General features: G+C 56.6%; 18 protein-coding genes and 1 tRNA gene. 11 read left to right on the forward strand and 8 right to left on the reverse strand.

Annotated elements, in window-relative coordinates:
• Nucleotides 1–168: 168 nt before the first annotated feature.
• The 7 genes from GS646_RS10100 to GS646_RS10130 all read left to right on the forward strand — a co-directional run bounded on the left by GS646_RS10100 (nucleotide 169) and on the right by GS646_RS10130 (nucleotide 5,282).
• Nucleotides 169–618, forward strand: a complete 450-nt coding sequence (locus tag GS646_RS10100; RefSeq protein ID WP_171182643.1) for a TerB family tellurite resistance protein — start codon at nucleotides 169–171, stop codon at nucleotides 616–618.
• 20 nt (nucleotides 619–638) lie between these two features.
• Nucleotides 639–1,076, forward strand: coding sequence for a TerB family tellurite resistance protein (locus GS646_RS10105; protein ID WP_171089278.1), 438 nt, complete (start codon nucleotides 639–641; stop codon nucleotides 1,074–1,076).
• The gene (locus tag GS646_RS10110) at nucleotides 1,073–1,825 is read left to right on the forward strand and encodes a PhnD/SsuA/transferrin family substrate-binding protein (protein WP_171182641.1); all 753 of its coding nucleotides are present in this window, start codon (nucleotides 1,073–1,075) and stop codon (nucleotides 1,823–1,825) included. Before GS646_RS10105 ends, GS646_RS10110 begins: the two co-directional genes overlap by 4 nt.
• Before the next feature lie 125 nt (nucleotides 1,826–1,950).
• Nucleotides 1,951–2,727: an ATP-binding cassette domain-containing protein gene (locus tag GS646_RS10115; protein ID WP_171182639.1), complete on the forward strand. Its 777-nt coding sequence runs from the start codon at nucleotides 1,951–1,953 to the stop codon at nucleotides 2,725–2,727.
• 33 nt (nucleotides 2,728–2,760) lie between these two features.
• Entirely contained in the window at nucleotides 2,761–3,510 is a 750-nt protein-coding gene (locus GS646_RS10120) for a transporter substrate-binding domain-containing protein (RefSeq protein ID WP_171646767.1), read from the forward strand.
• 81 nt (nucleotides 3,511–3,591) lie between these two features.
• Nucleotides 3,592–4,479: an ABC transporter permease gene (locus GS646_RS10125; protein ID WP_171089270.1), complete on the forward strand. Its 888-nt coding sequence runs from the start codon at nucleotides 3,592–3,594 to the stop codon at nucleotides 4,477–4,479.
• Nucleotides 4,476–5,282 carry an ABC transporter permease gene (locus tag GS646_RS10130; RefSeq protein ID WP_171182637.1) on the forward strand — a complete coding sequence of 269 codons (807 nt, stop codon included), beginning with the start codon at nucleotides 4,476–4,478 and terminating at the stop codon, nucleotides 5,280–5,282. Before GS646_RS10125 ends, GS646_RS10130 begins: the two co-directional genes overlap by 4 nt.
• 90 nt (nucleotides 5,283–5,372) lie before the next feature.
• Here GS646_RS10130 and GS646_RS10135 read toward each other — a convergent pair.
• Both GS646_RS10135 and GS646_RS10140 read right to left on the reverse strand, forming a co-directional pair.
• Nucleotides 5,373–5,449 (reverse strand) — tRNA-His (locus tag GS646_RS10135).
• Between the two features lie 47 nt (nucleotides 5,450–5,496).
• Nucleotides 5,497–5,979, reverse strand: coding sequence for a GNAT family N-acetyltransferase (locus GS646_RS10140; protein ID WP_171182635.1), 483 nt, complete (start codon nucleotides 5,977–5,979; stop codon nucleotides 5,497–5,499).
• 77 nt (nucleotides 5,980–6,056) lie between these two features.
• On the opposite strand from GS646_RS10140, the gene GS646_RS10145 reads away from it, so the two are divergent.
• Nucleotides 6,057–6,245 carry a DUF6324 family protein gene (locus GS646_RS10145; protein WP_171089264.1) on the forward strand — a complete coding sequence of 63 codons (189 nt, stop codon included), beginning with the start codon at nucleotides 6,057–6,059 and terminating at the stop codon, nucleotides 6,243–6,245.
• A gap of 2 nt (nucleotides 6,246–6,247) precedes the next feature.
• Here the strand turns inward: GS646_RS10145 and GS646_RS10150 are convergent, their stop codons facing one another.
• Complete coding sequence (locus tag GS646_RS10150) at nucleotides 6,248–6,679, reverse strand: MmcB family DNA repair protein (RefSeq protein WP_171174837.1); 432 nt, start codon at nucleotides 6,677–6,679, stop codon at nucleotides 6,248–6,250.
• 114 nt (nucleotides 6,680–6,793) lie between these two features.
• Between GS646_RS10150 and GS646_RS10155 the strand changes: the two genes are divergently transcribed.
• Entirely contained in the window at nucleotides 6,794–7,114 is a 321-nt protein-coding gene (locus GS646_RS10155) for a helix-turn-helix transcriptional regulator (RefSeq protein WP_171182633.1), read from the forward strand.
• Entirely contained in the window at nucleotides 7,111–7,536 is a 426-nt protein-coding gene (locus GS646_RS10160) for an SRPBCC domain-containing protein (RefSeq protein WP_171182631.1), read from the forward strand. Before GS646_RS10155 ends, GS646_RS10160 begins: the two co-directional genes overlap by 4 nt.
• Nucleotides 7,537–7,750: 214 nt before the next feature.
• Here GS646_RS10160 and GS646_RS10165 read toward each other — a convergent pair whose 3' ends face one another.
• The 5 genes from GS646_RS10165 to GS646_RS10185 all read right to left on the reverse strand — a co-directional run bounded on the left by GS646_RS10165 (nucleotide 7,751) and on the right by GS646_RS10185 (nucleotide 10,957).
• Nucleotides 7,751–8,056 (reverse strand): hypothetical protein, encoded by a 306-nt coding sequence (locus GS646_RS10165; RefSeq protein WP_171089256.1) that lies wholly within the window; start codon nucleotides 8,054–8,056, stop codon nucleotides 7,751–7,753.
• Nucleotides 8,057–8,115: 59 nt separating this feature from the next.
• On the reverse strand, nucleotides 8,116–8,598 hold the full coding sequence (nusB, locus tag GS646_RS10170; RefSeq protein ID WP_171182630.1) for a transcription antitermination factor NusB: 483 nt from the start codon (nucleotides 8,596–8,598) through the stop codon (nucleotides 8,116–8,118).
• On the reverse strand, nucleotides 8,595–9,146 hold the full coding sequence (locus GS646_RS10175; protein ID WP_171182628.1) for a 6,7-dimethyl-8-ribityllumazine synthase: 552 nt from the start codon (nucleotides 9,144–9,146) through the stop codon (nucleotides 8,595–8,597). Before GS646_RS10175 ends, nusB begins: the two co-directional genes overlap by 4 nt.
• 2 nt (nucleotides 9,147–9,148) lie before the next feature.
• Nucleotides 9,149–10,270, reverse strand: a complete 1,122-nt coding sequence (gene ribB, locus GS646_RS10180; protein WP_171182626.1) for a 3,4-dihydroxy-2-butanone-4-phosphate synthase — start codon at nucleotides 10,268–10,270, stop codon at nucleotides 9,149–9,151.
• Nucleotides 10,271–10,369: 99 nt separating this feature from the next.
• Complete coding sequence (locus tag GS646_RS10185) at nucleotides 10,370–10,957, reverse strand: riboflavin synthase (protein ID WP_171089247.1); 588 nt, start codon at nucleotides 10,955–10,957, stop codon at nucleotides 10,370–10,372.
• Nucleotides 10,958–11,095: 138 nt separating this feature from the next.
• Here GS646_RS10185 and GS646_RS10190 point away from each other — a divergent pair, with 138 nt between their 5' ends.
• On the forward strand, nucleotides 11,096–12,421 hold the full coding sequence (locus GS646_RS10190; protein ID WP_171182624.1) for a capsule biosynthesis protein: 1,326 nt from the start codon (nucleotides 11,096–11,098) through the stop codon (nucleotides 12,419–12,421).
• Nucleotides 12,422–12,463 lie beyond the last annotated feature (42 nt).

Genomic DNA, 12,463 nt, shown 5'->3' on the forward strand with positions numbered 1-12,463 from the left:
GATGGCATTGCCTTCGGTCAGTATTTCCCTCATCTCTTGGTTGAACGCATCAAACGATGAATGCAAGTTCATAGCGGCCTGCTGTCGATCGGCAATCTTGTGATCATTCAGGTCTATGGCAGGTAGTCTTCGCTTGGCGGACCACAAAATATGGAATAACCTGACCTTATGTTGAAAAAGTTCTTTCAGGCGCTCAGACCGCCTCAACATAAACACCTGCCCGATCCGGATGCCGAGCTTGCCCTGGGCGCGCTCATGGTGCGTGTGGCGCAGGCGGACCGGGACTACAAACTGGAAGAGATCAGTTTGATCGACAAAATTCTGGCCCGCCTTTACCAGCATAACGCGATTGAAGCCGCTAAAGTGCGTGCGACTTGCGAAAAGCTTCACGCAGCTGCGCCGGAAACGGATACCTTTGGCAAGCTGATCCGCGAAACGACCGACTTGAAGGAACGTCTGGCCGCGCTGGATGCGCTTTGGGAAGTTGTTCTGGCTGATGGCAGCACAGACGAAGGCGAAATGAAAATCGTCGAAGAAGCCCGCGTCGCCATGGGGTTGAGCTTCAACGACAGTAAGGCCGCACGTGAACGCGTTCAAAGCCGCTTGGATGTGAGGTAGGCGCTCGCTATATCTATCCCATGTTCAGTGACTTTCTTTCCAGGCTCACGCAGCCTCAGCCCGACCCGCTTGTCGAAGACGACGCCCGCCTTGCCCTGACGGCCCTGCTGGTGCGTCTGGCCCGTTCTGACAATGATTATTCCGATACCGAGATGGCGCGGATCGACCGCATTTCGGCGGAACGCTTTGGCCTGTCGCCGTTCGAAAGCGCTGCATTGCGCGCGCAGGCCGAGGATTTGGAGGCCGAAGCCCCCGACACGGTCCGCTTTACCCGTGCCATCAAAGAGGCTGTCGCCTATGAGGACCGGCTGGCCGTGGTCCAGGCCCTGTGGTCCGTAGCGCTTGCTGACGGTCATCGCACTGGCGAAGAAGATTCTCTGCTGCGTCTCGTGGTCAGCCTGTTGGGTGTAAGCGACGTGGATTCGGCCTTGGCGCGCCAAAGGGCTGCAAAATCGTGATTGCAATGCTTGGCATGTACGACATGCCTGCGCTTCAAGCTGCCAATGACCGGTTCTGGGGGCTGATACGCAATCATCTGGGTTTCGGCCCGGATCACCTGACCCGAGATCAGGACATGTGGGAGGTCTGGCAGGACCCGAATCTGATATTGGCTCAGACCTGTGGGATGCCGTATCGAACCCGACTACATGGTCATGTGCAATTGATTGGAACGCCAGATTATGGCCTGCCCGATTGTCCGGCTGGCCATTACTGCTCGGTTTTTGTCAAACGTCGGGATGACGCCCGCGATCTACCAGATCTGGCGAACGGCACCTTTGCCTATAACGAGGCCCTATCTCAGTCCGGTTGGGCGGCCCCAATCACGCATTTGACAAAGTTGAATCTGTGCCCCGCTGCAGTTTTGGAAACCGGCGGGCACGCGCTATCGGCGCAAGCCGTGGCCGAGGGACAAGCCGACTTTGCCGCGTTGGATGCGTTAACATGGCATCTGCTGCAGGATCACACTGACCTGAATGACCGCGTGCAAGAGGTGACGAGGACCGCGCCGACCCCAACGTTGCCCTTCATTACCGCACAAGGGCAAAACGCTGCGCAAATCGCGCATGCCGTTCGCGCAGCCATTGAAAGCCTAGAGGACGCGGATCGACAACAGCTGTACCTGCGGGGCCTAGTGGACATTCCGGCGTCCGATTACCTGTCTGTTCCCAACCCACCGACCCCAAACGCCTTACTTTCGAACAGCTGACCAAATTGTCGAATGCATTTGGCCATTTTGGGCGTTTGAGGTCTTGATTCTGTCATTTGCGCATTGCATTGACCTATTTTTTCGGTCCTAGTACCGCACCAACACCACCAACCACTGGACTGCCCGTGACAGAAACCGCTCCCGTCATCGAAATCAAAAACCTTCACAAAAGCTTCGGCAATCTCGAGGTGTTGAAAGGGGTGGATATCACGGCTCATCGGGGCGACGTGGTCTCGCTGATCGGATCATCGGGATCCGGAAAATCGACGCTGCTGCGCTGCTGCAACCTTTTGGAAGACAGTCAGCAGGGTGAAATTCTTTTCAAGGGTGAACCAGTCAAATGGTCTGGTGAAGGCCATTCGCGCCGTCCGGCGGACCCCAAGCAAGTCATGCGCATTCGCACCAATCTGTCGATGGTGTTTCAGCAATTCAATCTTTGGGCGCATATGACCATCCTACAAAATGTGATGGAGGCCCCAGTGACCGTTTTGGGCCGTGACCGGGCCGAAGTGGAAGACAGCGCACGAAGGTACCTGGACAAAGTGGGCATTGGTGACAAATGCGATGTCTACCCGGCCCAATTGTCCGGTGGTCAGCAACAGCGTGCAGCCATTGCGCGTGGCCTTTGCATGGAACCCGAGGCGCTGCTGTTCGACGAACCAACCTCGGCACTGGATCCCGAGCTTGAACAAGAGGTCATCAAGGTGATTAAGGATCTGGCCTCCGAAGGGCGCACCATGATCATCGTGACCCACGACATGAAAATGGCCGCCGACATCTCAAGCCACGTGGTGTTTCTGCACCAGGGCCTTATCGAGGAAGAAGGCACGCCCGAAGATATCTTTACGTCACCCGAATCCGAACGGCTTCGGGGCTTTCTCTCCGCCACTCAGGCGGCTTAACTTCAAATACAGAACCAAACTGGGGAGTAACCAATGAAAAACCTGATTCTGTCCACCGCGGCACTGGCGCTGACTGCCGGTATCGCCATGGCCGACACCGTCCGCATGGGCACCGAGGGCGCCTACCCTCCGTATAACTTCATCAACGACGCCGGTGAGATCGACGGTTTCGAGCGTGAGGTCGGCGACGAGCTGTGCAAACGCGCAAACCTGGAGTGTGAGTGGGTTAAGAACGACTGGGATTCGATCATTCCGAACCTAGTGTCGGGCAACTACGACACCATCATCGCTGGCATGTCGATCACCGACGAGCGTGACGAGGTTATCGATTTCACCCAGAACTACTTCCCGCCTGCGGCTTCGGCCTACGTCGGTGCAGCGCAAGGCGTTGATGTTGCCGGTGGTATCGTCGCCGCGCAAACCGCAACCATTCAGGCCGGTCACGTAGCCGAATCCGGCGCGACTTTGGTTGAATTCGCAACCCCGGAAGAAACCATCGCAGCCGTACGTAACGGTGAAGCCGACGCGGTCTTTGCTGACAAGGACTTCCTGGTGCCGATCGTTGAGGAGTCGGGCGGTGAGCTGGTTTTCGTAGGCGATGACGTGCCTCTGGGCGGCGGTATTGGCCTGGGCATCCGTGAATCGGATGGCGAACTGCGTGGTAAGTTCGACGAAGCAATCACGTCGATGAAAGCAGACGGTTCGCTGAACGAACTGATCGTCAAGTGGTTCGGCGAAGGCGTGCCGACCTACAACGCTGACGGTTCGGTCGTTACAAACTAATCCGTATCAAGCGGTTCGGCGCGTTTGTCGCGCCGAACCTGGCCCGTCAGAAACGCGGGCACGACGTTCGAAAGACGCTACATGTTTTCCTTTTGCGCTGATCCAGACACGCTCGGAACATTCCGTTGGTTTTCTTGTTACCTGACCAACGGTGTCCACTGGTCCTTCTACTTATCTTTCCTCAAAGTATTGGGATTGCTGGCCGTGACCGCGCCTGTTGCGTTGGCGTTTGGCTTTATGGGTGCAATGGCAGCCCGGTCGCATTTCCCACCACTAAGCTGGCTGGGAAAAGGGTACATCGCCATTGTGCGCGGCGTCCCCGACATCGCATTCTTCCTGTTTTTTGTCATTGCCCTGGATCAGGCGTTCGAATGGACGCGGCATAAAATCCTGTGCCCCGAATGGACCGACCCGATCCGTCAGGGAAATGACTTCATCGTGTGTCAGGCGGCCAAGCTGCCATTGGGAACAGCGCCGGAATGGGTGCATGAAACTTATGGGTTCTTTCTGGCCATCATCACTTTCTCAATCGTTTTCGGGGCCTTTGCCGCCAACGTCCTGTTCGGCGGTATGCGGGCTGTTCCACACGCGCAACTTGAAACAGCCGAAGCCTATGGCATGACCCGTCGTCAGACTTTCTGGCGCATCCTTGTGCCGCAGATGTGGGTCTATGCCCTGCCCGGCCTGTCGAACCTGTGGATGGTACTGATCAAGGCGACGCCGCTTCTGTTCCTGCTGGGGATCGAGGATATCGTCTATTGGGCGCGCGAGCTTGGTGGCACCAAGACCTCCAGATTCACACAATATCCCCACGGCGACTGGCGCATGTGGTACTTCCTGTTCCTGCTGATTTTCTATTTGGGTATGACCCGCGTATCCGAGATTGGATTGGAAAAACTGATGCGCAAGCTGTCGCACGGACAGGCCACCTCGGGCGGTGAATTGCTACGCAAGGAGACCACGGCATGAGCTGCTTGCAGACCATTCAGGACTATGGCCTCCGTTCTCTTGGCATTGGCGAGCGCCTGTTGCCCAAGAACGATTTCACCCTGTGCGAGCAGTTTACTCTGATCGGGTCAGGTATGATCTGGAATGTGTATTTCGGGATCATGGCACTGGCGACCGGTTTCTTTCTGGCCACCGCCCTGGCGGTCGGCAAAGCCTCGACGAACAAGTGGCTGCGAAAACCTTCGGAATGGTTCATCTTCCTGTTCCGTGGCTCGCCCTTGTTTATCCAGTTCTTCTTTGCCTACTTCTTCTTCCTGTCGCTAAAGAAATCCTACCCCATGTTTGACGCCTTCACCTCAGCCTGGCTGGGGGCGCTGATCGTGCTCTTCCTGAACACCGCTGCCTATTCGGGCGAAATCTTCTATGGTGCGCTCAGATCCATTCCCAAAGGCGATATTGAGGCCGCAGATGCCTATGGCATGACCGGTTGGGCTCGTTTCCGCCGGATCGTCTGGCCAACTATGCTGCGCCTGGCGTGGCCCGCTTATACAAACGAGGCCATCTTTCTGTTCCACGCCACCACGCTGGTTTTCTTCTCGGCTTTCCCAGCCTGGCAACAACGCGGAGACGCGCTGTATTACGCCAGCTACTTTGCCGACAAGACGTTCAACCCGTTCGTTCCATATCCGATTCTGGCGTTCTATTTCATTCTGCTGACATTGGTGATCGTCTGGGGTTTTGGCATGATCAACAAGCGCTTGAACCGGCATCTTCCAGTGGCCAGACAAACCAAGATGCGTTTCAAACTGAACCTCGCGCGCTGATCTTCAGCGCGCGCATCGCATCAACTTTCAAGGCCATTCCAATGGCGTAACGCGTGCAGTCGCATGAAAACAAACCTGTTTTGAGAGAAGTGGTACCGCCTCCCTGGCTTGAACAGGGGACCTCTGGATCCACAATCCAGCGCTCTAACCAACTGAGCTAAGGCGGCACTCGTGAGGGGCGATGTACCGAACGCGCCGGGGGAATGCAAGAGGATTAAAGCCGAAATTTCCAGCTTTGTTCGACAAGATCGACCCCAAAGGAATGCACCGATTTGCTGTCTGTCAGTTCCCACCCAAACGCCTTGTACAGCGCACATGCCGCCCTGTGGCTTTCATGGGTCCACAGAACCATTTCCTGATAACCGGCGTCCCTTGCAAAGCCTGTACAGGCTTCCAGCAGCCGTTTCCCAACCCCATGACCGCGTGCCTCGGGGACAACCAGAAACAAGCGCAGTTTTGCGGTGTGTTGATCGACACCTACACAAAAAATGCTGCCCAGCCGTCGCCCGCCCTGCTCTGCAATCCACCCCTTTTCGCGGGTGGGATCGTGGGATGCGATGAACTCGTCAAGGATACGTGCAACCAAAGGCGCGAAACTGTCGTCAAACCCTTCATCGCGCGCATAGAGCGTACCGTGCTGTTCGACCAGCCAGGCGGCGTCGTCAGGTTGAAAGGTTCTGAGTATGACATCATCCATGATTTATCTGACCGCAAAGGTGACTTGATTCTCAACCCTGCGCGCGCTAGCAGGAATGCTCAGTCTCGGAGGCACAGATGGGCATCAATACCGAACGCGACATTCAGGCGAATCTGCAAATCGGCCCAACCGATCAGGGTATGGTACGCTTGTTCATCGAAGCTGACGGTGTGGAAATTCCGATGGATTTCGACCCGGAAGAAGCCGAAGAAATCGCGGATGAGATCCGCGCAGCTGTCCAAGCCGCTCTGGCCGTCAAAGGCTGACGCTAAAGCCGCGGATCGCGCAGCGCGTGCAGACGACGTGCTGCATCTGTTGCAAACTTCTGGATCATCTTCTTCCGCCGTGCCGGGGCCAATTTGTCCTCAGGAGACATGCGCACAATTTCTGCGTCATACGCGTCGGCGATGATCAAACCGGTTTCCGCGGGCAAAAGATCGACCGGAAAATCAGTGTCGACAGCCCAGAAAAACCTATCACACCACTCCAAATAGCCCTGCCATTTCGAATCTGACTGATAATCCGCCCGGCTGGATTTGCATTCGATTACCCAAAGCTCACCCTTGGGGCCTAACCCCATCACATCGACGCGCAAGCCGCGTGCCGGGACAAATTCCTCAACAGATACAAAACCATGCGTCGCAAGGTGTCGCGCGACACCCCGCGCCAGTTTCTGTCCAGGTTGCAAATCCAAAACCATTTCTCAAATGTGAACAATTAGTGAACAAAAGTAAAGCGTCCCTTCAGACTTGACATGATACCTTTTGGTACTGCATTAATATGATACCAAATGGTATCTCATTTGAGGGTGCTTATGGAAAACCAAACTCAAAACGCGTTTCGTGCGCTGGCTGATCCAACCCGCAGGGACATCGTGCAACTGCTTGCAGTTCAGGACATGACAATCGGGCAATTGACCGACCGGTTCGACATGACCCGAGCTGCGGTCAAGAAACACCTGACTGTTCTTTCTGACGGTGGCTTGATCTCGGTCGAAGTGCGCGGTCGGGAACGCATTAATCGACTTGAACCACTGGGGATGGCCCCTGTTCTGGATTGGCTCAGCTATTTTGACCAGTTCTGGGGCGACCGCCTCAACTCTCTCAAGGAAGCTGTTGAAAGGAAATCAAAATGACCGATTCTGTATTGAAGAAATCAATATTCCTCAGGGCCGAACCGGAAACCGTATGGGCTTATCTTACAGACCCTGGCCATTTGGCGGAATGGTTTCACAAACCGGAACGGCCGTTGGTCGAAGGTCAAAAGCTTGAGATGTTTGGCACCACAAGCGGCGACTTGCTGATCTGGGGCGAAGTTCGCGTCGCTAAGCCTCCCAAATATCTTGAATACACGTTCACAGTGAAACCTATGGGCGATGCTGTAAGCACCGTGAAATGGACCTTGGAGCCTGTGGCCGGTGGTACGCGTCTTGATCTGCTGCACGAAGGCTTGCCGCAGGGTGCCGATGCCTTCGAACTGATCCTGGCCTTGGACAAAGGGTGGGACGAACACTTTGGCAAGATGCGCGTGGCATTGCACGAAACTGTTGATGCCTGACCCCTTGTGCGAACCCGCCAGACACCCTAGTTAAACGCGTGGCGGGTTCTGCCCTTCTTGTGACAGGTAGCATTCTGGTGGCCTTAAGCAATTCCGAGGGGGCTGGCTCTGTTCAGGTCCTGGCCTGATTACCTGGCGCCCACCTGTACATACAGGTCCTCGGGAATCACACCGCACGGTTGACTGGTGGTCCCGCCGCAATTTTCCCTGAATTTCAGCGCTCTGCGCGGGCTTCCTGCTTGGCAAGTGCAGGCTTGAAGCTGTGCACGACAGGCGATCCACGCCGTGGACCACCGGGCTTTTCGGCCATGCTCATGATCTTGTAGGCAAATTGCACCCCGGCAAAGACGATGCCATTCATGAACCAGATCATGACCAGCGCGATCAGGCCGATTTCCGAGCCGGTGATCAGGTGGCGCAGATTCGCCACGTTCAGCGCCAATAGTACGCCGACAAACACTGCCGAGATGACAAAACCCCAAGCGACTTGCGTGATATACAGACGGATCAGTTTCGGCATCGTATCTCTCCTTGCGCTGATATCAGAAGTCTAGCGCTTGGGAGGCGACGGTAAAGGCGTCAGAACGCCTCGGGCTGAGCCTCACGTGCCATGTGGTCCAATACGGCGTTGACGAATTTGGGCTCTTTGCCCTCGGGGAAGAAGGCACGCGCAACGTCAACGAACTCGGTGATGACCACTTTGGGCGGCGTGTCGCTTTGGGTCAGCTCTGCCCCAGCTGCGCGGAACAAGGCACGCAATGTCGGGTCAATACGCGCAATCGGCCATTTGGCAACCAGAGCGCGGTCGGTCATCTGATCGATCGGCGCTTGAAAGTTCACCGCGTTGTCGACCAGCGACCGAAACACGCTGATATCGCCGTCCAGCATTTCTTCGCCCTCATAGACGGCGCCAAAACGGTGATCCAGAAACTCATTCACGACGGCTTCCGTCGTCTGGCCCGTTTGCTCCATCTGGAACAGCGCCTGCACGGCATAAAGCCGGGCGGCGGATTTCATCAGGCGTTTCTGGTTGGCCGGCTTCGGCGCGTCTGTCTGGGTCATGCTGTCGTGGGTCCGTTGTTGTCGCCCGCCACAAGGATGGACTCGGACGGCGGCTTGAAACCAACGCCCTTTTTGGAAGAGCCCCACTTACGGCTGAGTGCGATCAGATGCAAGGCCGCAGCAGCAGCCCCGCCGCCTTTATTCATCTTTTCTGGATTGGCGCGGACTTCGGCCTGTTCGTCATTCTCAACCGTCAGGATGCCATTGCCGATGCACAGCCCTTGCAGACCCATCAATTGGATCGCGCGGCTCGAGTCGTTGCAGACGGTCTCATAATGCGTGGTCTCGCCACGAATGACGCAGCCCAGCGCGACATAGCCGTCGAAATTGCACTGGCGATCGGCCATCGCGATGGCGGTCGGGATCTCCAGCGCGCCCGGAACCTCAACCACCTCGCAGGTACCGCCGGCCGCTTCGATCTCGGCCTTGGCTCCGGCGATCAGGTTGTCGGCAATCGCGCGATAGAACGGGGCCGCCACGATCAACAGCTTCACCGGCTTGTCGAAACTGGGTGTCGGCAGAATGCCGTATTTGTCTTGTTCAGCCATAATCAGTCTTCCTTCAGGATCGAACGGGTGCCCACGATGGACAGGCCAAACGCGTCGAGCCCCAAATACACGGTTTCAGGCGAGTCGGTCAGCAGCACCAGCTCCTGAATGCCCATCTTGGACAGGATCTGCGCGCCCAGACCAGTTTGCTTGATGGTGCGTGGGCCATCATCATCGATGGCATAAAGCGAGTTGCGTGGTTGCCGGAACAGGCAGACGACACCGCGCCCTTCTTCGGCGATCTTTTCCATCGCACGGGGCAACTCGCGCGAAGATTTCGGCCCGAGGCCCAGGATATCCGGCGCTTCGTGCAGCGCGTGCGTGCGGGTCAGAACCGGTTCGGGCGTGGCGATGTCGCCTTTGATCATCACGACATGTTCGATGCCATGAGTCTGGTCCGTGAAAATCCGCATTTCCCATTCGCCGCCATACTCAGACGTAACAGTCTGACGCGATGTTTCCACCACCAGATTGTCGTTGCGCGAACGATAGCTAATCAGGTCGCTGATCGTGCCGATCTTCATGTTATGCTCTTGCGCAAACTCAACCAGGTCAGGCAGACGCGCCATGGTGCCGTCGGGCTTCATGATCTCGCAGATTACGCCGGACGGGTTCAACCCTGCCAGACGCGAGATATCAACGGCTGCCTCTGTATGGCCCGCGCGTACCAGCACCCCACCCCGCTTGGCCCGCAATGGGAAGATATGGCCGGGCGTCGCGATATGCGCCATTGTGTTCTGCTCATTGATCGCGGTGGCCACGGTCAGCGCACGATCAGCAGCGGAAATTCCAGTGCTGACGCCTTCGCGCGCTTCAATCGATACGGTGAAGGCCGTCTCGTGCCGGGACGAGTTGTTGACGGCCATCATCGGCAGCCCCAGCGCATCCACGCGTTCGGCTGTCATCGGCAGACAGATCAGGCCGCGCCCATGGGTCGCCATGAAGTTGATTGCCTCGGCATCGGCGAATTCAGCGGCAATGACCAGATCACCTTCATTCTCACGATCTTCGTGGTCGACGAGGATATACATCCGGCCGGCACGCGCTTCTTCGATGATGTCTTCGATCGGGCTGATCGCGTCGCGCAGCTGGGCCTCGACCGGTCCTGGGGTTTCAAAGCTCATGGGGCAGCCTTTCAGATGGCATGTTTGCACGGCGGCATAGACCACTCAGACCCCAAAGGCCAGCCTGCAAACGGCGCAGATCGGGCGCGACGCGACGTATCAGGACATCTCGGCCAAACGCGCGACGTAGCGGGCCAGCGTATCGATCTCAAGGTTGACACGATCACCTACATGAACGTCGCCCCAGGTGGTCACCTCTTTGGTATGCGGAATGAAGTTGATACCAAAATCGCAATCATTCACATCGTTGACCGTCAGAGAGGTTCCGTTCAGCGCAACCGATCCCTTTGGGGCGATAAACCGCGCCAAGTCTTTGGGCGCGCGCAGAGTCACACGGGTGCTGTCGCCTTCATCTTCGACGGCAACAACCTCGGCCACCCCGTCCACGTGACCGGACACGATATGGCCACCCAACTCGTCGCCGACCTTCAGCGCACGTTCAAGATTGACGCGTTTACCAACAGTCCACGTATCCAGGTTGGTTTTCGACACAGTTTCAGCGCTTATCTGTACATCATACCAATCATCCCCCAGTGCAATCACGGTCAGGCACACGCCATCACTGGCAATCGAAGCCCCGATATCAATACCGGACGTGTCATAGGCTGTTTTGATCCGTGCGCGCAGGTCTCCCTTCTGCTCCAGTTCAGTGACGGTGCCCATGTCGGTTACGATCCCTGTAAACATTCCGTTAACCCTCAGTCCCTACGCTGTACGTGTCTCACCGCCGAGGTAAGCCTATCAGACCGCGCGAGCAAGCCCTGCCTTGCCGTGCCTCGCCCAAACGGGCATAGTTTCGACAATAAAACCAAACGAGCAGTCCAAATGCAGCATACGCCCTTAGATCCAAAAGATCGCGTATTCCTGTTTCTGCAGGGACCACATGGGCCGTTTTTCTCGGCGCTGGGAAAAATGCTGCGCGCCGCTGGGGCTCAGGTCTGGCGCGTTGGGTTCAATGCCGGTGATCAGGCATTCTGGTTCGAAAAGGCAAGCTTTTTACCGTTCCTAGAACGACAAGAAAACTGGCCTGATACCCTTTGCCGGATCATGGAGGATAAGGGCGTTACCGATATCGTACTGTACGGGGACACCCGCCCGGTTCACGCTCAGGCAGTTCAAATTGCGAAGGCGCGTGGCGTTATAGTTCATGTGTTCGAGGAGGGTTATCTGCGCCCATGGTGGATCACTTATGAGCGCAACGGGTCAAACGGGAACTCTCGGCTCATGTCCCTGGATGCCGAACAAATGCAGCAGGCTTTGGAAGTCGCGGACAGCAAATCGCCTCCACCGCCCTCACATTGGGGGGATATGCGGCAGCATATCTTCTACGGCGCCCTCTATCATTGGTTCGTAATGTTCCGGAACGGGCGATACAAAAACTTCCGCCGACATAGGGAACTGCCCGTATCACAAGAGTTCAGACTTTACTTCAAACGCCTGATTTTGATGCCTTTTCACCGGCTGCGCCGCAGCGTTGCAACGGCTCAGGTCAGACGGGGCGGTTATCCTTATCACCTTGTCTTGCTGCAGTTGGGGCATGACAGCTCAGTCCAGGCACATTCCGGGTATTCTGGCATGTGTGAATTCCTGGATCACGTGATCGAAGGCTTCGCGCAAGGCGCACCAGCCCATCACAGGTTGGTCATCAAAGAACACCCGCTGGAAAACCACCGAGAGCCCTTGCGCCGTCACGCGATGGAAAGCGCCAGAAGAAATGGCATCCGGGACAGAATTCACTATGTGCCCGGCGGTAAGCTTGCCAAGCTTCTGGACGATGCGAACTCGGCTGTCACCGTAAACTCGACGGCAGGTCAGCAGGTCTTGTGGCGCGGCATTCCGCTGCGAACATTCGGGCGGTCGGTTTATGAGAAGCCGGAATTTGTGTCGCAGCAACCTATCGCTGCCTTTTTCGCGGCCCCCAAGCACCCGGACAGCGATGCCTACAGGTGTTACCGGCAGTTCCTTCTGGAGACCAGTCAAGTGCCCGGCGGGTTCTATTCCCGACGTGGTCGACGGCAGGCTTTGCGACGTGCCGCAGATATGATGTTGACGGCCACCGACCCCTATCAATCGATCCTCAACAAGAACGCGGCCCGGACGCCACAGTTGAAAATCGTTGAAGGACACGGCCACTCTGTGACTGGAAGTTAAGCGCCTGACCCGCTAATCTGCGCCCAAGTAAAAAAAGACTGA

The sequence above is a fragment of the Ruegeria sp. HKCCD4315 genome (genome assembly GCF_013112245.1).
In the GTDB taxonomy this organism is placed as follows: Bacteria; Pseudomonadota; Alphaproteobacteria; order Rhodobacterales; family Rhodobacteraceae; genus Ruegeria.